General features: G+C 70.6%; 17 protein-coding genes. 16 read left to right on the top strand and 1 reads right to left on the bottom strand.

The annotated features are described in order from the left end of the window. Positions 1–68 precede the first annotated feature (68 nt). The 9 genes from OG206_RS09495 (at position 69) to cimA (ending at position 9,717) form a co-directional block, all read left to right on the top strand. A complete protein-coding gene (locus tag OG206_RS09495; protein ID WP_327114240.1) occupies positions 69–668 on the top strand; it encodes a TetR/AcrR family transcriptional regulator in 600 nt (199 codons plus the stop codon). A gap of 278 nt (positions 669–946) precedes the next feature. Further along, positions 947–1,075 carry a hypothetical protein gene (locus OG206_RS09490; protein ID WP_327114238.1) on the top strand — a complete coding sequence of 43 codons (129 nt, stop codon included), beginning with the start codon at positions 947–949 and terminating at the stop codon, positions 1,073–1,075. Positions 1,076–1,180: 105 nt separating this feature from the next. Next, positions 1,181–2,224, top strand: coding sequence for a 3-isopropylmalate dehydrogenase (locus OG206_RS09485; RefSeq protein WP_327114236.1), 1,044 nt, complete (start codon positions 1,181–1,183; stop codon positions 2,222–2,224). 293 nt (positions 2,225–2,517) lie between these two features. After that, on the top strand, positions 2,518–3,621 hold the full coding sequence (locus tag OG206_RS09480) for a branched-chain amino acid aminotransferase (protein WP_327114234.1): 1,104 nt from the start codon (positions 2,518–2,520) through the stop codon (positions 3,619–3,621). A gap of 164 nt (positions 3,622–3,785) precedes the next feature. After that, positions 3,786–4,475 carry an urease subunit gamma gene (gene ureA, locus OG206_RS09475; RefSeq protein ID WP_327114232.1) on the top strand — a complete coding sequence of 230 codons (690 nt, stop codon included), beginning with the start codon at positions 3,786–3,788 and terminating at the stop codon, positions 4,473–4,475. Further along, entirely contained in the window at positions 4,475–6,157 is a 1,683-nt protein-coding gene (locus tag OG206_RS09470) for an urease subunit alpha (protein WP_327114230.1), read from the top strand. Before ureA ends, OG206_RS09470 begins: the two co-directional genes overlap by 1 nt. 9 nt (positions 6,158–6,166) lie before the next feature. Next, positions 6,167–7,183: an agmatine deiminase family protein gene (locus tag OG206_RS09465; RefSeq protein ID WP_327114228.1), complete on the top strand. Its 1,017-nt coding sequence runs from the start codon at positions 6,167–6,169 to the stop codon at positions 7,181–7,183. A 3-nt stretch (positions 7,184–7,186) separates the two neighbouring features. After that, positions 7,187–7,831: a TetR/AcrR family transcriptional regulator gene (locus tag OG206_RS09460; protein WP_327114226.1), complete on the top strand. Its 645-nt coding sequence runs from the start codon at positions 7,187–7,189 to the stop codon at positions 7,829–7,831. A gap of 278 nt (positions 7,832–8,109) precedes the next feature. Further along, positions 8,110–9,717 (top strand): citramalate synthase, encoded by a 1,608-nt coding sequence (gene cimA / locus OG206_RS09455; protein ID WP_327114224.1) that lies wholly within the window; start codon positions 8,110–8,112, stop codon positions 9,715–9,717. 9 nt (positions 9,718–9,726) lie between these two features. On the opposite strand, the gene OG206_RS09450 is transcribed toward cimA, so the two are convergent. Beyond that, positions 9,727–11,595 carry a lectin gene (locus OG206_RS09450; protein ID WP_327114222.1) on the bottom strand — a complete coding sequence of 623 codons (1,869 nt, stop codon included), beginning with the start codon at positions 11,593–11,595 and terminating at the stop codon, positions 9,727–9,729. A 289-nt stretch (positions 11,596–11,884) separates the two neighbouring features. On the opposite strand from OG206_RS09450, the gene OG206_RS09445 reads away from it, so the two are divergent. From OG206_RS09445 to OG206_RS09415, 7 genes are all read left to right on the top strand, one after another. Then, positions 11,885–12,859 carry a LacI family DNA-binding transcriptional regulator gene (locus OG206_RS09445; RefSeq protein WP_327114220.1) on the top strand — a complete coding sequence of 325 codons (975 nt, stop codon included), beginning with the start codon at positions 11,885–11,887 and terminating at the stop codon, positions 12,857–12,859. Between the two features lie 139 nt (positions 12,860–12,998). Then, positions 12,999–14,678: an ABC transporter substrate-binding protein gene (locus tag OG206_RS09440; protein WP_327114218.1), complete on the top strand. Its 1,680-nt coding sequence runs from the start codon at positions 12,999–13,001 to the stop codon at positions 14,676–14,678. A gap of 19 nt (positions 14,679–14,697) precedes the next feature. Further along, the gene (locus OG206_RS09435) at positions 14,698–15,753 is read left to right on the top strand and encodes an ABC transporter ATP-binding protein (RefSeq protein ID WP_327114216.1); all 1,056 of its coding nucleotides are present in this window, start codon (positions 14,698–14,700) and stop codon (positions 15,751–15,753) included. Further along, positions 15,750–16,730, top strand: a complete 981-nt coding sequence (locus OG206_RS09430) for an ABC transporter permease (RefSeq protein ID WP_327114214.1) — start codon at positions 15,750–15,752, stop codon at positions 16,728–16,730. The genes OG206_RS09435 and OG206_RS09430 overlap by 4 nt, the downstream gene beginning before the upstream one ends. A 5-nt stretch (positions 16,731–16,735) precedes the next feature. Then, positions 16,736–17,749: an ABC transporter permease gene (locus tag OG206_RS09425; RefSeq protein WP_327114212.1), complete on the top strand. Its 1,014-nt coding sequence runs from the start codon at positions 16,736–16,738 to the stop codon at positions 17,747–17,749. After that, positions 17,746–18,732 carry an ABC transporter ATP-binding protein gene (locus tag OG206_RS09420; protein ID WP_327114210.1) on the top strand — a complete coding sequence of 329 codons (987 nt, stop codon included), beginning with the start codon at positions 17,746–17,748 and terminating at the stop codon, positions 18,730–18,732. Before OG206_RS09425 ends, OG206_RS09420 begins: the two co-directional genes overlap by 4 nt. 54 nt (positions 18,733–18,786) lie before the next feature. Next, positions 18,787–20,199, top strand: a complete 1,413-nt coding sequence (locus tag OG206_RS09415) for a GH1 family beta-glucosidase (RefSeq protein WP_327114208.1) — start codon at positions 18,787–18,789, stop codon at positions 20,197–20,199. Positions 20,200–20,236 lie beyond the last annotated feature (37 nt).

Below are 20,236 nucleotides of genomic sequence, written 5' to 3'. Positions count from 1 at the left end.
GCCGGACGGAAATCCGATGCAACGCAGTGCCGGCCCGAACCGACGCCGGCGGACCGGGAGAGTGGCAAGTGACCGCCGAGGCGCCGCGGGGCTACGCGAAGGGCCGCGCGAAGCGGCGGGAGATCCTCGACCAGGCCATGTCCCTGTTCGGTGAGGCCGGCTACCGGGGTGCCTCGCTGCGGGTGATCGCCACGCGGTGCGGCATCTCGCACACCGGACTGCTGCACCACTTCCCGACCAAGGAGGCGCTGCTGCTCGCGGTGCTCGAACGCCGGGACGACGTGGACGACGAGTGGCTCTCGGTCGGCGGCACCACGGGAGTGGACCGGCTGCGCCGGTTCGCCGAGCTGGCCGCGCTGAACGCCGAGCGGCGCGGGATCGTCGAGCTGTTCACGGTGGTCTCGGCCGAGGCGACGGCCGCCGACCACCCCGCGCACACCTACTTCGTGCGCCGCTACGAGAACTCCGTCGCCGGTGCCCGGCTCGCCTACGAACAAGTGGGCCGGGACGGGGCGCTGCGAGAGGGGATCGTCCCCGCCGACGCGGGCCGGCAGCTGATCGCGCTGATGGACGGCCTCCAGGTCCAGTGGCTGCTCAGCGACGTGGGCACGGACATGGCCGGTGTCCTGCGCGCACACATCCAGGCTCAGCTCACCGTGGATCTCTGAGGGTCGGGGGCGGCTCGCGTAGCACGCCCGGCTCGTGTCGCCGTCTCAGATAGTAGGAAGTCCGAGTATCTGTAGAGACAGACGGCCCGGGGTGTCCTAGCGTTGTAGGAGCCGAACGAATCGCTGATCCAGCGAGGGCGGTCGTGAGCGTGCCCCGAAGCAGGCAATCCCTGCGGCATCCGCTCCCCGCCCCTTCCGGCGCCTCGAAATCCCGATCTCGATATCCGTCGTGAAGTCCTGATCTCGAAATCCACGCGATCTCAAGGAGTCGATCCCCCATGGCCGAGACCACTGTCCGCCGCGTCCGTCACACCTCCCGTCCCGCCGACTCGGACCGCAAGAACGCCGCCGCGGCCCTGCAGCGGGCCCTCGACCGCCGTGACAACGGCGGGTCGACCGGTCACTGAGCACGACGCGCTCCCGCCCCCGTGATGTCCGCCGCGAGCGACGCTCGCCGTCCGTATCGTGGACAACAGATGTCATGGGGTGGGACGGACCGCTAAGGTGCCTCCATGTCACGCAGCATCGATCTCGCAGTGATCCCCGGCGACGGTATCGGCCAGGAGGTCGTCACCCAGGGCCTCAAGGTCCTCAACGCTGTTCTCCCGCAGGACGTGAAGCTGGAGACCAAGGAGTACGACCTCGGCGCCCAGCGCTGGCACCGCACCGGTGAGACCCTCCCGGACGCGGAGCTGGAGTCCCTCAAGGGCCACGACGCCATCCTGCTCGGCGCCATCGGGGACCCGTCCGTACCCTCGGGCGTGCTGGAGCGCGGGCTGCTGCTGAAGCTGCGCTTCGCCTTCGACCACTTCATCAACCTGAGGCCGTCGAAGCTCTTCCCGAACACCGCCACGCCGCTGGCCGGCCGGCCGGAGATCGACTTCGTCGTCGTCCGCGAGGGCACCGAGGGCCCGTACACGGGCAACGGCGGCTCGCTGCGTACCGGCACGGAGCACGAGATCGCCACCGAGGTCAGCGTCAACACGGCCCACGGCGTCGAGCGTGTCGTGCGCGACGCCTTCGCCCGCGCCGCCGGCCGCCCGCGCAAGAAGCTGACGCTGGTTCACAAGAACAACGTCCTCGTGTACGCCGGCCACCTGTGGAAGAACACCTTCGACAAGGTCGCGGCCGAGTACCCCGAGGTCACCACCGACTACCTGCACGTCGACGCCGCGACGATCTTCTTCGTCACCCAGCCGGAGCGCTTCGACGTCATCGTCACCGACAACCTCTTCGGTGACATCCTCACCGACCTGGCCGCGGCCGTGACCGGCGGCATCGGCCTGGCCGCCTCCGGCAACATCAACCCGACGGGTGCCTTCCCGTCCATGTTCGAGCCGGTCCACGGCACCGCGCCCGACATCGCGGGCCAGGGCAAGGCCGACCCGACCGCCACGGTCCTCTCCGTCGCCCTCCTGCTGCGCCACCTCGGTTACGAGGCAGAGGCCGTGCGCATCGAGGAGGCCGTCTCCGCCGACCTCGCGGAGCGTGACGGACAGAACGCCCGCACCACCGACGAGATCGGCGACGCGCTCGCGGTACGAGTAGCGAGCTGACCCGACGACTCCACTTCGAAGCCGCCGGGTCGCAAGCGCACCCGGCGGCTTCACCTCGCGGTCTCCGGGTGCCACCATCGACCCCTGGACCGCGTTTCTCGCGTCGCCGCACACGTCGTACCGAGCCTGTACCGAACGCGTCATTTCGTGCAGAGCCGCCCCCGGGAGATAATCGAACGCGGGACCGCGGCTCGCGGTGGAGCTCGGACGTCCTACGAACCGCCCGGCAGTGGCCGGGAGGGCGGGCGTGGGCGCGGTCCATCACACACAAGACCGGTGAAGGACACGCACTCATGACGACGCCCACGATCGAGCTCAAGCCCTCCTCGAACCCGCTGTCCGACGCGGAGCGCGAGGCGATCCTGGTCAGCCCCGGATTCGGCCGCTACTTCACCGATCACATGGTGACGATCAGCTGGACCGAGGGCCGCGGCTGGCACGACGCCCAGCTCGTGCCGTACGGCCCGCTCTCGATGGACCCGGCCAACATGACCCTGCACTACGCGCAGGAGATCTTCGAGGGACTCAAGGCCTACCGGCAGCCCGACGGCTCGGTCGCCACCTTCCGTCCGGAGTCCAACGCCGCGCGTTTCCAGCGCTCCGCCGCCCGGCTCGCCATGCCCGAGCTGCCGGTCGAGACGTTCATCGAGGCCTGTGACGCCCTGGTCAAGCAGGACCAGGCGTGGGTGCCCGGGCACGGCGGCGAGGAATCCCTCTACCTGCGCCCGTTCATGATCGCTTCCGAGGTCGGCCTGGGCGTGCGGCCCGCCAACGAGTACCTCTTCCTCGTCATCGCCTCTCCCGCCGGCGCCTACTTCCCCGGCGGGGTGAAGCCGGTCTCCATCTGGCTCTCCCAGGACCGGGTGCGCGCCGTCCCCGGCGGCATGGGCGACGCCAAGACCGGCGGCAACTACGCCGCGTCACTCCTCGCGCAGGCCGAGGCCGCGGCGAAGGGCTGCGACCAGGTCGCCTACCTCGACGCCGTCGAGCACAAGTGGGTGGAGGAGCTGGGCGGCATGAACCTCTACTTCGTCTACGAGCAGGCGGACGGCGGCAAGCGGATCGTCACCCCCTCCCTGACCGGCTCGCTGCTCGCGGGCGTCACCCGTGACTCCCTCCTCACCGTCGCCGAGGACCTCGGCTACACCTCCGAGGAGGGGCGCGTCTCCATCGACCAGTGGCGCGACGACACCGCGAACGGCACCCTCACCGAGGTCTTCGCCTGCGGCACCGCCGCCGTCATCACCCCCGTCGGGACCGTGAAGTCCGCCGACGGCGAGTGGACGCAGGGTGACGGTACGCCCGGCGAGGTCACGGTGAAGCTGCGTGAGCGCCTGCTGGACATCCAGCGCGGCATCGCCGAGGACACCCACGGCTGGATGCACCGCCTCGGCTGATCCCCGAGTCCCGCCGTACGAAGGCCGCGCCCCGACGGGGGCGCGGCCTTCGGCGTATCCGGACCGGTTCGGGTTCCGGCCTTCCTCGTATCCGGACCGGCGCGAGTTTTGAGTGCTGCTCAAAACCTGGTTAGAGTGACGCTCCAACCAGGAGGTGCGGTGACGTGCGACTGACCCCGACCGAACGCGACCGGCTGCTGCTCTTCGGTGCCGCCGAGCTGGCCAGGGCCCGGCGAGCCCGTGGCCTCAGGCTCAACGTCCCCGAGGCGACCGCCCTGATCGCCGACACCGTCTGCGAGGCGGCCCGGGACGGGCGCAGGCTGGCCGAGGCCGTGGAGGCGGGCCGGACCGTGCTGGAGCCCGGCGATGTGCTGCCCGGCGTGGCCGAGATCGTCACCGAGGTCCAGGTGGAGGCCGTATTCGACGACGGTTCCCGGCTCGCCGTCGTCACCCGGCCCCTCGGCGACGGCACGCTCGGCGACGCAGCCCCCGGAGCGCTCGTCCCCGGCCCCGCGGCCCCCGGTCCCGAGCCCGTCGTGCGGCTGGCCGTCCGCAACACAGCGACCGTGCCGGTCAGCGTGACGTCGCACTTCCACTTCTTCGAGGCCAACCCCCGGCTCCGCTTCGACCGGGCTACGGCGTACGGGATGCGGCTGGGCGTGCCGGCGGGTTCCTCCGTCCGGTTCGGTCCGGGGGAGTCCGTGCGCGTGGGCCTCGTGCCCATCGGCGGGGACCGGGTCGCCGTCGGGTTCGCCGGCCTCGTGGACGGACCGCTGGACGCGCCCGGCGCGAAGGAGGAGGCGCTGCGCAGGGCGGCGGCCTGCGGGTACCTCGGAGCGGAGGGGGAGAAGTGATGGATCCGCACGAGTACGCCTCCGTGCACGGACCGCGCGCCGGGGACAGGGTCGCGCTCGGCGACTCGGGGCTGACCGTGCGCGTCGCGTCGGACTCCCAGAAGCCGGGGGACGAGTTCCTCGCCGGGTTCGGGAAGACCGCCCGTGACGGCCTGCACCTCAAGGCCGCGGCCGTACGGGAGACCTGTGACGTCGTCATCAGCAACGTCCTCGTCATCGACGCGGTCCTGGGCGTCAGGAAGGTGTCCGTCGGCATCCGGGAAGGCCGCATCTCCGCGGTCGGACGGGCCGGCAACCCGGACACCCTCGACGGTGTCGACGTGGTCGTCGGCACGGGGACCACCATCGTCTCCGGCGAGGGCCTCATCGCGACGGCGGGCGCCGTGGACCCGCACGTCCACCTGCTCTCCCCGCGCATCATGGAGGCCTCGCTCGCCTCCGGGGTCACCACGATCATCGGCCAGGAGTTCGGCCCGGTCTGGGGCGTCGGCGTCAACTCCCCCTGGGCGCTGCGCCACGCCTTCAACGCGTTCGACGCCTGGCCGGTCAACATAGGCTTCCTCGGCCGCGGTTCCTCGTCCCACGAGGCGCCGCTGGTCGAGGCGCTGGCCGAGGGCGGTGCCTGCGGGTTCAAGGTCCACGAGGACATGGGCGCCCACACCCGCGCCCTGGACACCGCGCTGCGGGTCGCCGAGGAACACGACGTACAGGTCGCGCTGCACAGCGACGGGCTGAACGAATGCCTGTCCGTGGAGGACACCCTCGCCGTCCTGGAGGGCCGCACGATCCACGCCTTCCACATCGAGGGCTGCGGCGGCGGCCACGTGCCCAACGTCCTGAAGATGGCGGGCGTCCCCCACGTCATCGGATCGTCGACCAACCCGACGCTCCCCTTCGGCCGCGACGCGGTCGCCGAGCACTACGGGATGATCGTCTCCGTCCACGACCTCAAGACCGACCTCCCCGGCGACGCGGCGATGGCCCGCGACCGCATCAGGGCCGGGACGATGGGTGCCGAGGACGTGCTGCACGACCTGGGGGCCATCGGGATCACCTCCTCCGACGCGCAGGGCATGGGACGGGCCGGAGAGACGGTGCGCCGCACCTTCGCCATGGCCGCGAAGATGAAGGCCGAGTTCGGCCCGATGGAGGGCGACGGGCCCGGCGACGACAACGCGCGGGTGCTGCGCTACATCGCCAAGCTCACGGTCAACCCGGCCATCGCCCACGGCATCGCGCACGAGGTCGGCTCCATCGAGCCGGGCAAGCTCGCCGACATCGTCCTGTGGCGCCCCGAGTTCTTCGGCGCGAAGCCCCAGCTGGTCCTGAAGTCCGGCTTCCCCGCGTACGGGGTCACGGGCGACCCCAACGCGGCCACCGACACCTGCGAACCCCTGATCCTGGGACCGCAGTTCGGGGCATACGGGGCGACGGCAGCCGATCTCTCCGTCGCCTTCGTCGCCCAGGCCGCCGCCCAGCTCGGCGCCGACCTGATGCCCACCCGGCGCCGCAGGGTCGGTGTCCGAGGCACCCGCGGCATCGGGCCCGCGGACCTGCTCCTCAACTCCCGTACCGGCAAGGTCGACGTGGACGGTGACAGCGGACTCGTCACCCTCGACGGGGACCCGCTGCGCTCGCCCGCCGCCGAGTCGGTCTCCCTCAACCGCCTCTACTTCCTCTGAGGACCCGCCATGACCTACCGCATGCCGCCCGAGTGGGCGCCGCACGAGCGCACCTGGATGGCCTGGCCCGGCCCCAACCCGACCTTCGCCACCGGTGCCGGGCTCGACGGGGCGCGCGCCGCCTGGGCCGCAGTCGCCCGTGCCGTACGCCGCTTCGAGCCCGTCACCGTCGTCGTCGGACCCGGGCAGGAGGAGGGTGCGCGCGAGCTCCTGGGCCCGGACATCGAGACCACCGTCCGTCCCCTCGACGACGCCTGGATGCGGGACATCGGGCCGACCTTCGTCACCGACGGCAGCCGGCTGGCGGCGGTGGACTGGACGTTCAACGGCTGGGGCGCCCAGGGCTGGGCCAGGTGGGAGCACGACCGGCACATCGCGCGCGGCGTCGCGGAACTGGCCGGCGTGCCCGTGCACGGTTCGCCGCTCGTCAACGAGGGCGGCGCGATCCACGTCGACGGCGAGGGCACGGTGCTGCTCACCGAGACCGTCCAGCTGGGGAAGGAGCGCAACCCCGGCTGGTCCCGGCAGGCGGTCGAGGACGAGATCCACGCGCGGCTGGGCACCGAGAAGGCGATCTGGCTGCCGCGCGGCCTGACCGGCGACTACGGCACCTACGGCACGCTCGGCCACGTCGACATCGTCGCCGCCTTCGCCCGCCCCGGGGTCGTCGTCGCCCACGTCCAGCCCGATCCCTCCCACCCGGACCACGAGATCACCCGCGAGACGACCGCGATCCTGCGCGCCGCCACCGACGCGCGCGGCCGGGCCCTCGACGTGGTCGAGATAGCCGCGCCCACGGCGTTGCGCGACGAGGACGGCGCCTGGGCCGACTACTCCTACATCAACCACTACCTCTGCAACGGAGCGGTGATCCTCTGCTCCTTCGACGACCCGAGGGACGAGGAGGCCGCCGCAGCGTTCCGCGACCTGTTCCCGGAACGTGAGGTGACCCCCGTCGACGCCCGTACGATCTTCGCGAGCGGTGGGGGCATCCACTGCGTCACCCAGCAACAGCCCAGGATCTGAACCGTGACCCCTGCTTCCCGCCGTCGCAACATCGCCCCGCCCAGGGAGGACGTGCTCGCCGCCGTCATGGCCACCGTCGCCGAGCGGGGACTCGACGGGCTCACGATGGCCGGGCTCGGCCGCGAGGTCGGGATGAGCAGCGGCCACCTCCTCTACTACTTCCGCACCAAGGACGAGCTGCTGCTCCGGACCCTGGAGTGGAGCGAGGCCCGGCTCGGCGCCGAGCGCCGGGCCCTGCTCACCGGCCCGGGCACCGCCCGCGCGCGGCTCGACGCCTACATCGCGCTGTACGTCCCCGAGGGACACCGCGACCCGCACTGGGCGCTCTGGCTGGAGGTCTGGAACCGCTCGCAGGACGCCGACGACGACGCCCGCGCCCGGCAGGCGGCCATCGAGGACGCCTGGCACGGCGACCTGGTGGAGCTGCTGTCCGAGGGCATCGCACGAGGCGAGTTCCGGGCCGTGGACCCCGGCAGTGCCGCGACGCGCCTGCGCGCGCTGATGGACGGATTCAGCGTGCACGTCACGGTCGGCATCCCCGGCACCGGGCGGGAGCAGGTCCTGCACCAGATGCGCGGCTACGTGGACGGGACTCTTGCGCCTCCCGACGGTGCCCCGCCCGCGGCGGACGTCACGCCCGCATCCTGAGACGGGCCGGGACGGCAGGGCTCCGCTGTGCCAGACTGCGTGCGTGTCCTCGTTCGCCATGATTATCGGCAGCAGGCGCGCCGGTCCGCAGTGACCGTCCCGTACCACCACGTACGGAACGGACATCGTGCCCCAGACCCGCGCGCAGACCTCTCGCACCCGCGAGGGGTTTTTTCGTTTTCCGGCCCACACCACGGCCGGGGCGAGGCACGCGAGATGATGGGGGCAAGTGGAGCCGATTCGTCCGGATCCGCCCACCCGACAGGAGTCAGATCAGCATGACCACCAAGGCAACGGCCCCCGATGACACGTTCCACGTCTTCGACACCACGCTGCGCGACGGTGCGCAGCGTGAAGGCATCAACCTGACGGTCGCCGACAAGCTGACCATCGCACGACACCTGGACGACTTCGGTGTGGGCTTCATCGAGGGCGGCTGGCCCGGCGCCAACCCGCGGGACACGGAGTTCTTCGCCCGCGCCCAGCAGGAGATCGACTTCCGGCACGCCCGGCTCGTCGCGTTCGGGGCCACCCGCAGGGCGGGCGGCAGGGCGGCCGAGGACCCACAGGTCCGGGCCCTCCTGGACTCGGGCGCCCCGGTCATCACGCTCGTGGCGAAGTCGCACGACCGGCATGTGGAACTGGCCCTGCGCACCACACTCGACGAGAACCTGGAGATGGTCCGCGACACCGTCGCCCACCTCCGCGAGCAGGGCCGCCGCGTCTTCGTCGACTGCGAGCACTTCTTCGACGGCTACCGCGCGAACCCCGAGTACGCCAAGGCGGTCGTGCGCACCGCCTCGGAGGCGGGCGCCGACGTGGTCATCCTCTGCGACACCAACGGCGGCATGCTCCCCGCCCAGGTCCAGGCCGTCGTCTCCACCGTCCTCGCCGACACCGGCGCCCGGATCGGCATCCACGCCCAGGACGACACCGGCTGCGCCGTCGCCAACACCCTGGCGGCCGTGGACGCGGGCGCCACCCACGTGCAGTGCACCGCGAACGGATACGGCGAACGGGTCGGCAACGCGAACCTCTTCCCCGTCGTCGCCGCGCTGGAGCTCAAGTACGGCAAGACCGTCCTGCCCGAGGGTGCGCTCGCCGACATGACCCGCGTCTCCCACGCCATCGCCGAGGTCGTGAACCTGACGCCCTCCACCCACCAGCCGTACGTAGGAGTGTCCGCCTTCGCCCACAAGGCCGGGCTCCACGCCTCCGCGATCAAGGTCGACCCGGACCTCTACCAGCACATCGACCCCGAGCGGGTCGGCAACACCATGCGCATGCTGGTGTCCGACATGGCGGGCCGCGCCTCCATCGAGCTGAAGGGCAAGGAGCTCGGCATCGACCTGGGGGACGACCGCGAGCTCGTCGGCCGCGTCGTCGCGCGGGTCAAGGAACGTGAACTCAGGGGCTACACCTACGAGGCGGCCGACGCCTCCTTCGAACTCCTGCTGCGTGCCGAGGTGGACGGCAGGTCCCGCCGCTACTTCCGCACCGAGTCCTGGCGGGCGATCGTCGAGGACCGCCCCGACGGCACCCACGCCAACGAGGCCACCGTGAAGATCTGGGCCAAGGGCGAGCGCATCGTCGCCACGGCCGAGGGCAACGGCCCGGTCAACGCCCTGGACCGGGCGCTGCGCGTCGGCCTGGAGCGGATCTACCCGCAGCTGGCCAAGCTGGAGCTCATCGACTACAAGGTCCGCATCCTGGAGGGCCGCACAGGCACCGAGTCCACCACCCGGGTGCTGATCACCACGGGTGACGGAACCGGTGACTGGGCGACGGTCGGCGTGGCCGAGAACGTCATCGCCGCTTCGTGGCAGGCCCTGGAGGACGCGTACACCTACGGCCTGCTGCGTGCCGGCGTCGAGCCCACCGACTGACGGGCCCTCCTACTGGAGCCGCCACTTCTGGTTGGCGGCTCCGGTGCACGTCCAGATCTGGACGCGCGCGCCGTTCGCCGACGACCGGTCCACCACGTCCAGGCACTTGCCCGAGGCCGTGTTGACCACGTCCCCGGTCGAGGCGTCGTACGTCCAGCGCTGGGCGCCCGAGCCGTTGCACGTGTACAGCTGGACCCTCGTTCCGTCGGCCGTCGCGCCCGAGGTGACGTCCAGGCAGGCGCCCAGCACCTTCACGGAGCCGTCGCCGGAGACCGTCCACCGCTGGTTGGCCGCGCCGGTGCAGTCCCAGATCTGGACCGGGGTGCCGTCCGCACCGGTGTTGCCCGTGGCGTCGAGGCACTTGCCGCCGAGGCCCGTGAGCGAACCCCCGCTGCCCGGCGAGCCCGACTGGGTGCCCGACCAGGTGAAGGTCGCCGACGTGCGGCCGGGCAGTGAGTAGGTGAACTTCTGCCCGCCCCAGTTGACGGTGACCTGCTGCGCGGACGCCGAACCGTTGTACGCGATCAGGGCCTTGGAGCCGTCCGGGTTGCGCCACGCCACGTTGGGCACCACCGAACTGCCCGTCGACGCTATCCGGGCGGCGCCCGGCCGGACGTACTTCGTCAGGTGGCCCATCGTGTAGTACTCGATCGTGTAGTCCACCTGGCCGTGCCTGCCGTCCCCGTTGTGCACGGTGACCAGCCCGTCGCAGGTGCCGCAGCCGCCGTTGTGCGGGCCGCGGTTCTGGTCGACGGCCAGCGACCACTTGGTGACCGACTTCGCCCAGTTGCGGGTGTAGTCGATGATGTTGAGCATGTCCTCGCGCTGCTGGTCGGCGATCCACGTGCCGCCCGAGTGCTCGGTCTGGAAGGCGTCCAGCTGTGGGTACTGGTTGTGGACGGCCGTCTGCTTCGCGATGTCGCCGCCGTAGCCGTGCCAGGCGACCCCGCCGAAGTTCGGGTGGTTGCGCACGGCCGCGTCGTCGACGGTGGGGGCGGCGTACGCGTCGTAGCTGTCCCAGTTCCAGTCGTGCGCCAGCACCTTGGTGGCCAGGCCCGCCGACTGGAGCTTCGGGAGCAGTTCGTTCTTGGTGAAGTAGGCGAGGCCCGAGCCGTTCCAGCTCATCGACGGGTAGCCGGAGCAGCAGGTCGGCTCGTTCTGCGCGGTGACGTAGTCGACCGGGACGCCCTGGTCCTTCCACGCCTGGAGGTACTTCACGAAGTAGTCCGCGTAGGCACCGTAGTTCTCGGCCTTCAGCCAGCCGCCGTTGAGCTGCCCGTTGTCCTTCATCCAGGCGGGTGCGGTCCAGGGTGAGGCGACCGTCGTCAGAGCCGGGTTGAGCTGCTCGGCCTGCTTGGTGAGCGGCAGGACGTCCTGCAGATCGTGTGCGATCGAGAAGTTGGCGAGATTCGGATCCGTCTGCCCGGCCGGCATGTCGTCGTAGGTGTATCCGAAACGCGCGAGGTCCGATCCGCCCATCGGGTTGCGTACGAAGGACAGCCCGATGCCCTCGGTCGGCGAGAAGAGTTTCTTCATCGTCGCGTCGCGGGTCGCCTGGCTCAGCGCTCCGCTGCCCTTCATCAGCCAGGCCGCGGTGTCCGTGAACGAGGCGCCGCCGCCGGTGAATGTCTGATAGCGGGTGTTCTCGTCGACGGTGATGTTGGTGCCCTGGCCGCCGTTGCCGGCGCCGAACGTCACCGGGGTCTGGGTCTGGAGGCCGCGGGTGACATGACGGCCGCCGGAGTCGTCGGTCGTGGTCAGCACGATGTTCACGGTCTCACCGGCGGCCTGGGCGGTACCGGAGGAGAGTCCGGCGAGGCCCGCGGTCGCGAGCGTCGTCGCGACGAGGACTCTCGCCGCTCTGCTTGTCCGAATCATGGCTGCTGCCTTTCTCGGCAGGGGCGTGGGGGAAGTGCCGTCGAACGAGCCGTGAGTGAACTGCTCTTACGTGTCCGCGTCAAGAGGCTCGTCCGTTCAACAAGTGAACAAGTGCTCTGGCGGACCTGCTTCGACCAGCGGTACGGACCAATCTCGGCGTGACGTATTGACGCCCCTGTTCCGGCGGGGTTAACTCCAGCCGCAACGCCGGTACCGGTTCCGGTACCGGTTGCGGAACCGGTACCGAACCCCGCCCGCCCCCTGTCCTGCCTTGTCCCTGGAGGCTCCGTTGCGCGTCACCATCGCCGATGTCGCCCGCGAGGCCGGTGTCAGCAAGACGACCGTGTCGCGTGTCATCAACCTCAAGGGCGAAGTGGACGGTTCGACGGCCGCCCGCGTTCGTGAAGTGATCGCGCACCTCGGTTACGTGCCCAGCTCCGGTGCCGTGGGGCTGGCCCGCGGGAGCAGCCGTACGGTCGGCATGCTCGTGCCGTCGCTCACCTGGCCGTGGATGGGCGAAGTGCTCCAGGGAGTCGTCGACACCGTCGAGGCGGCCGACTACGGGCTGCTCCTCTTCACCTGCAACCGGGGTGCCGAGTCCGTCGAGCGCTTCACCACCCAGGTGTCGGCGCGGGCCTTCGACGGACTCGTAGTCGTCGAGCCGGAGAACACCCTCGGCCGGCTCACCGTCCTGCACCGCTCCGGCCTGCCGATCGTGCTGATCGACGACCGGGGCCACCACCCGGAATTCCCCTCCGTCGTGACCACCAATCACGAGGGGGGCGCGTCCGCCGCCCGCCATCTGCGGGCCGCCGGCCGCACCAGACCCCTGGTGGTCACAGGCCCCAGGCACTTCGGCTGCGTGAACGACCGGCTCGCCGGCTTCCGTTCGGTCCTGCCCACCGAACTGGTCGTCGACGGCGACTTCACCGAGCGGCGCGGCCGTCTCGCCGTGGAGGAACTCCTCGCGGACGGTGTGGACTTCGACTCCGTCTTCGCCCTGAACGACATCAGCGCGGTGGGTGTCCTGCGGGCTCTGCGTGCCGCCGGCCGCCGCGTGCCCGAGGACATCGCGGTGGTCGGCTTCGACGACATCCCGATGGCCGAACACACCGAACCGCCGCTGACCACCGTGCATCAGCCCACGCGGCAGATGGGCGAGGCGGCGGCCCGCCTGCTGCTCTCCCGCCTCGGCGGCACCGGCGTACCGGACGGACCGGTCGTGCTGCCCACCGAACTGGTCGTGCGCCACTCGGCGCCGTAGAGGTCCCCGGCCCCGCCGGTCACCTGCCCGCATCCCCGACCCCGCCGGCCCCCGCCCGGCACCCGCACCACCCGCATCCGGCGCGTCGCGCGCTGACCACCCCGCAGGGCCCCGGTCCCGCAGTCCCTCTGGAGTCGCCATGTCCGTACGCCGTCGTCACACTCTGAGAGCGCTCTCAGTCGCCACCGCCGTGGTCGCGCTCGCCGCGGGCTGCTCGTCCGCCAACTCGGGCGCCGACAAGGGGGGCGGTGCGGGTGCCTCCGGAGTGCTGACCCTGGGCAAGCCGGACGGACCGCAGACCAACAACAGCAACCCGTTCCTGGCCACCTCGGCGAGCGCCACCCTCGGCTACCGCTACATGATCTACGAGCCGCTGGCGATGACGAACCAGATCCGCCCCACCGACAAGGCCGACCCGTGGCTGGCGACCGCCTGGGACTGGGAGTCGAACTTCACCAAGCTCACCTTCACGCTCGACGGACGGGCCACGTGGGCCGACGGCAAGCCGCTGACCGCCGCCGACGTCGCGTTCACCTTCGACCTGCTGAAGAAGCACCCGGCGCTCAACGGCAACGGCATCCCGTACGACGGCATCGCGGTCGAGGGGGAGAAGGTCGTCCTGACCTTCAAGGAATCGCAGTTCGTCAACCAGAACAAGATCATCACCACCTACGTCGTGCCCAAGCACATCTGGGAGAAGGTCGAGAACCCGGAGACCTGGCCCAACCGCACCCCGGTCGGCTCCGGCCCGTACAAGCTGAAGACGTTCACCCCGCAGACCACCACCCTGACCGCGACGCCCGCCTACTGGAAGGGCAAGACCAAGGTCAAGGAGCTGCGCTACACCGCGTACAACGACAACAGCGCGGCCACCACGGCACTGGCCAACGGCAAGGTCGAGTGGTCGTTCGTCTTCATGCCGAACTACAAGCAGCTGTACGTCGCCAAGGACCCCGCGAACCACAAGCTCTGGTTCCCGTCCGGGCTCGGCATCCACGGCCTCTGGTTCAACACCGCCCGCAAGCCGTTCGACAACCCCGCGCTGCGCAGGGCGATGGCCATGGTCGTGGACCGCAAGGCGATCCACATCCAGGCCCAGGCGACCCTCTACCCCGAGATCAGCAACCCGACGGGCATCCCGCTGCCCGCCGGTGAGCCCTTCCTCGCGCCCGAGTACAAGAGCGCCACCACGGCGCCCGACGTCGCCGGGGCCAAGAAGGTCCTCGACGAGGCCGGCTTCGAGCTGAGCGGCGGCGTACTGAAGGACCCGAGCGGCAAGCCGGTGAAGCTGACCTTCACCGACCCCGCCGGATGGAACGACTACATCACCGGGCTCTCCATCATCAAGGACAACATCAAGCAGCTGGGCATCGAGGCCAAGGTCAAGACGCAGACCGCCGAGGCCTGGGGTACCGACGTCGCCACCGGCAACTTCGACGCCACCCTGCACTGGACCAACAGCGGCGCCACGCCGTACGACATGTACCAGAACATCATGGACGGGGCGATCCTCCAGCCCGTCGGCAAGACCTCGCAGCTCGGCAACTTCGGCCGCTTCAAGAGCCCCGAGGCCACCGCCGCGCTCAAGGAGTACGCCAACGCCACCGACGACGCCGCCCGCACCACGTCCATGAACACCCTCCAGAAGATCATGGTCGAGCAGGCGCCCGTCATCCCGACGGCCGCGGCCCCCATCGGCGCCGAGTACTCGACCAGGAACTGGACCGGCTGGCCGACCGAGCAGGACCCCTACGCCGCCCCGCAGCACACCCAGCCCGACGCGCTGGAAGTCGTGCTGAACCTGAAGCCCGCCAAGTAAGCACGGGGAAGAACCGACCATGACCACCGAACAGTCCGCAGACGTGCGCAAGGCGACCGACGTGGTGCTCGAAGCACGCGGAGTCACCAAGCACTTCCCCGTACGCCGCACGGCGGGCGACCTGCTCGCCCGCAGACGCCGCACCGTCCACGCCGTCGACGACGTCTCGCTGAAGCTCCGGCGCGGCTCCGTCACGGCCCTGGTGGGGGAGTCGGGCTCCGGGAAGTCCACCGTCGCACGGCTGCTCGCCCAGCTGTACCCGCTCACCGCGGGCGAGATACACCTGGGCGGCACGGCGGTGAAGGCCGGACGTGGCCGGTCCTTCGTCCGTTACGTGAAACAGGTCCAGCTGATCTTCCAGGACCCGTTCGCCTCGCTCAACCCGGTGCACACCGTGCGCTACCACCTCACCCGGGCGCTGAGGATCCACGGCCGGGCGGGGAACGGGGACGCGGACCTGGAGAAGAACCTGACGGCCCTGCTCGAACGCGTCCAGCTGACTCCTCCTCATCGGTTCCTGGACACGTTCCCGCACGAGCTGTCGGGAGGGCAGCGCCAGCGCGTCGCGATCGCGCGCGCGCTCGGCGCCGACCCGAAGGTCCTCCTGGCGGACGAGCCGGTGTCGATGCTCGACGTGTCGATCCGGCTCGGCGTCCTCAACCTGCTGCGCGACCTCAAGGAACGCCTGCACCTGGCGATCCTCTACATCACCCACGACATCGCCTCCGCCCGCTACTTCGCGGACACCACCCTGGTGATGTACGCCGGCCGGATCGTCGAGGGCGGCGACAGCGAGACCGTCACCCAGCACCCCGCGCACCCCTACACCCAGCTCCTGATCGCCTCCGCGCCCGACCCGGACCGGACCGCCGACGCCGAGGACCAGGAGGAGGCCGGAAGCGGCGAGCCGCCCTCACTGATCGCCCCGCCGGACGGCTGCCGCTTCCACCCCCGCTGCCCGAAGGCCATGGAGCGCTGCCGCACCGAGCTGCCGCCGCGCTTCGACCTGGCGGACGGACAGTGGGCCGCCTGCTGGCTGTACGACGGCACCACCGCCCAGGAGGCGGCGAAGTGAAGTACATACTCCAGCGCCTCGCCTTCTACGCCGTCACCGCGTGGGCCGCCATCACCATCAACTTCCTGATCCCGCGCCTCATGCCCGGCGACCCGGTCGAGGCGCTGATGAGCCGCTACCAGGGCCAGCTCGACACCTCGGCGATCGCCTCGCTGAAGGCCCTGTTCGGGCTCGACGAGAACCAGTCGCTGTGGTCGCAGTACACCGACTACTGGTCGAGCCTGCTGGACGGCGACCTCGGCCTGTCCTTCACCTACTTCCCGACCCCGGTCGGCGAGGTGCTCTCCGACGCGCTGCCCTGGACCCTCGCCCTCGTCGGCATCACGACGCTGATCAGCTTCCTGCTCGGCACGGGCATCGGCGTCTACAGCGGCTGGCGGCGGGGCTCCTGGCTGGACGGGCTGCTCCCCGTCACCACCTTCATCTCGTCCGTGCCCTATTTCTGGCTGGGGCTCATCGCCATCTCGCTGTTCGCGGTGAAGTGGCCGCTGTTCCCCTTCGAGGGCGGCTACGACAACTCCCTGGTCCCGGCCTTCGACTGGCCGTTCGTCTCCAGCGCCCTGTACCACGGTGTGCTGCCCGGGATCACGATCGTGCTCAGCGCCGTCGCCGGCTGGATCCTCGGCATGCGCAACATGATGGTGACCGTCTCCTCCGAGGACTACGTCATGGTGGCGCAGGCCAAGGGACTCTCCGAGCGGCGGGTGATGTTCTCCTACGCCGCCCGCAACGCGGTCCTGCCCAACATCTCGGGCTTCGCCCTCTCGCTGGGCTTCATCGTCAGCGGCACGCTGCTGGTCGAAATGGTCTTCAACTACCCGGGCATCGGGTTCCGGCTGCTCCAGGCCGTCGGAGCGAAGGACTACCCCCTGATGCAAGGCGTCTTCCTGGTCATCACGCTCTCGGTGCTCGCCGCGAACCTGCTGGCCGACATGGCCTACGCCCTCCTCGACCCCCGCACCCGCAAGGAGGCCTGACGCCGATGTCCGTCGCAGCCACCGACGTCGCCGTACTCGACGACCCGCCCGCGCCCGCCGCCGGCCGGGCGAGATTGCGCTTCCTGCGCGGCGGGAAGGCCCGCACCGGGCTGCTGATCCTCGTGTTCTTCCTGGTCCTCGCGGTCATCGGCCCCTGGATCGCCCCGTACGACCCGGACGCCATGAGCGACCAGCTGCTGCGGCCGCCGTCCGGCGCGCACTGGTTCGGCACCACCCACACCGGGCAGGACGTCCTCTCCCAGATCCTCGTCGGCACCCGCGGGGTGCTGCTCGTCGGATTCCTCGCCGGATTCCTCGCCACCGTGCTCTCGGTGCTGATCGGCGTCAGCGCCGGCTTCCTCGGGGGCGCCGCCGACGAGCTCCTCTCGATGCTCTCCAACGTCTTCCTGGTCATTCCCGGGCTGCCGCTGATCATCATCATCGCGAGCTTCGTCGAGGACACCGGCGACCTGCTGATCGCCGCCGTCATCGCCCTGACCTCGTGGGCCTGGGGCGCACGCGTCCTGCGCGCCCAGACGCTGTCGCTCAGGCGCCGCGACTACGTCGAGGCGTCCCGCGCCACCGGCGAGTCGACCTGGCGGATCATCCTCTTCGAGGTCCTGCCGAACCTCACCGCGGTGATCGCGTCCGGCTTCGTCGGCACCGTCATCTTCGCGATCCTCTCGGAGATCACCCTCGCCTTCATCGGGGTCGCCGACATCTCCCACTGGAACTGGGGCACCGTGCTGTTCTGGGCCCAGTCCAACCAGGCCCTGGCCCAGGGCGCGTGGTGGTGGTTCGTCCCCGCCGGCCTCTGCATCGCCCTGCTGGGCACCGCGCTCGCACTGATCAACTTCGGCATCGACGAGTTCGTCAACCCGCGCCTGCGCACGGCGACGGGTGCCTCCCGCACGGTGCGGATGCGGGTCGGCTTCACCCCCGTGGCCCGTACCACCGCGCCCACGCAGGCCGGTACGGCCGGCGTACCCGGCCCGCCCAGCAAGGAGCAGTCCGAATGAGCGCCGAGCCGATCCTCACCGTCAGCGGCCTGAACGTCGACTACGGCACGGGCGCCGGCAGCGTCCACGCGCTGCGGGACATCGACCTCACCCTGCACCGCGGTGAAGTCCTGGGCCTGGCCGGCGAGTCGGGATCAGGCAAGTCCACACTGGCCTACGCCGTCACCCGGCTGCTCTCCCCGCCCGGGGTCATCACCGGCGGCGACGTCCGCTACCACCGCCCGGGTGCCGATCCCGTCGACATCCTCGGCCTCTCACCGGACGCGCTGCGCGCGTTCCGCTGGCAGGAGCTGTCCGTCGTGTTCCAGGGCGCGATGAACTCGCTCAACCCGGTGCACACCGTCCACAGCCAGCTCACCGACGTGCTCAAGGCTCATCGCCCCGGCATGCGCCGCGCCGCACGGACCACACGGGCCGAGGAACTGCTGAGGCTCGTCGGGATCTCGGCCGACCGGCTCGCCGCCTACCCGCACCAGCTCTCGGGCGGCATGCGTCAGCGCGTGATGATCGCGATGGCGCTCGCCCTCGAACCCGAGATCGTCATCATGGACGAACCGACCACCGCGCTGGATGTGGTGATGCAGCGTCAGATTCTGCGCCGGCTCGTGCGGCTGAGAGAGGAACTCTCCTTCTCCGTCGTGTTCATCACCCACGACATCTCGCTGCTGATCGAATTCTCCGACCGCATCGCGATCATGTACGGCGGCCGGATCGTGGAGCAGGCGGACGCGGCCGATATCTACCGAGACCCCCGCCACCCCTACAGCGACGGCCTGCTGCACTCCTTCCCCGCACTGCACGGCCCCCGCCGCGAACTCACGGGCATCCCGGGCTCGCCCCCGCACCTGTCCGCGATGCCCACCGGCTGCGCCTTCCACCCCCGCTGCGGCAGGGCCTTCGAGCCGTGTTCCGAGCGGGTGCCGGTCCTGGCCGCGCCGGACGCCGCCCAGGACCGCGAGGTCGCCTGCTGGCTGCACCACTGACCCGACCGCCCCTTCGCCCACCGCCCCCTCGGCACACCGGAGTTACGGAGACACATGAACCTCGCCACGCCCCGCAGCAGCCTGCAGCCCGTCGTCGTCCAGGGACTCCCCACCGGCTTCCGATGGGGCGTCGCCACCTCCTCGTACCAGATCGAGGGCGCCGCCGCCGAGGACGGCCGCACCGCGTCCATCTGGGACACCTTCTGCCGTGTCCCCGGCGCGGTGCACAACGCGGAGCACGGCGACGTGGCGTGCGACCACTACCACCGGATGCCCGAGGACGTGGAGCTGATCGCCGGCCTCGGCGTCGACACCTACCGCTTCTCGCTCGCGTGGCCGCGCATCCAGCCGGGCGGCCGGGGCCCCGCCAACGCCAAGGGCCTCGACTTCTACAAGCGGCTGGCCGACGAGCTCCGGGGCCGCGGCATCACCCCCTGGGTCACGCTCTACCACTGGGACCTGCCGCAGGAACTGGAGGACGCGGGCGGCTGGCCGGCCCGCGACACCGCCCTCCGGTTCGCCGAGTACGCGATGCTCGCGTACGAGGCACTGGGGGACCGCGTCGAGCACTGGACGACCCTCAACGAGCCGTGGTGCTCGGCGATGCTCGGCTACGCCTACGGGGCACACGCTCCCGGCCGCAGCGACATGGGTGACGCCATGTCGGCCGTGCACCACCTGTTGCTGGGCCACGGCCTCGCCGCCCGTCAGATGCGTGAGGCGGCGGGGAGCCGCCCGCTGGAGCTCGGCATCACCCTCAACCTCGGCACCGCGACCCCGGAGACCGGCAGCCAGGCCGACCGGGAGGCCTGCCGCCGGGCCGACGGCATGGGCACCCGCCTCTACCTCGACCCGGTCGTCCACGGCCGCTACCCCGGGGACATCGTGGACGACCTCGCGGCCCAGGGCATCGAACTGCCCGTCCGGGAAGGCGACCTGGAAGCCATCGCGACGCCACTCGACGTCCTCGGCGTCAACTTCTACCGCGGCGCCCTGTTCTCCGGAGTGACCGAGGACGGATCGCCGACGGACGCCGACGGCCTCCCCGTCGTGCGCGGCGTCGAACGCGACCTGCCCCGCACCGCCATGGACTGGGAGATCACCCCCACCGAGCTCACCGACCTGCTGCTGCGGCTCCAGCGCGACTACGCGCTGCCGACCGTCATCACCGAGAACGGCGCCGCCTTCGACGACACGGTCGCCGCCGACGGCTCCGTACCCGACACCGACCGCACCGCCTATCTCGCCGACCACATCGCGGCGGTGTCCGAAGCCCGTGCGCAGGGCGCCGACGTCCGGGGCTACTTCGCCTGGTCGCTGATGGACAACTTCGAGTGGGCCTACGGCTACGACAAGCGGTTCGGCATCGTCCGCGTCGACTACGACACGCAGCTGCGGACGCTCAAGGACAGCGCCAAGTGGTACCGCGACACGATCCGGCTCACCCGGAACGCCCGCACCGACTGACGGCCCCGTGCCGACCCGCCACCTGAGCAGAGAAGAG

This window comes from Streptomyces sp. NBC_01341, from assembly GCF_035946055.1.
Taxonomy (GTDB): domain Bacteria; phylum Actinomycetota; class Actinomycetes; order Streptomycetales; family Streptomycetaceae; genus Streptomyces.
The sequence above is the reverse complement of the archived record's forward strand: the minus strand, read 5'-3'. Positions and strand labels throughout refer to the sequence as shown.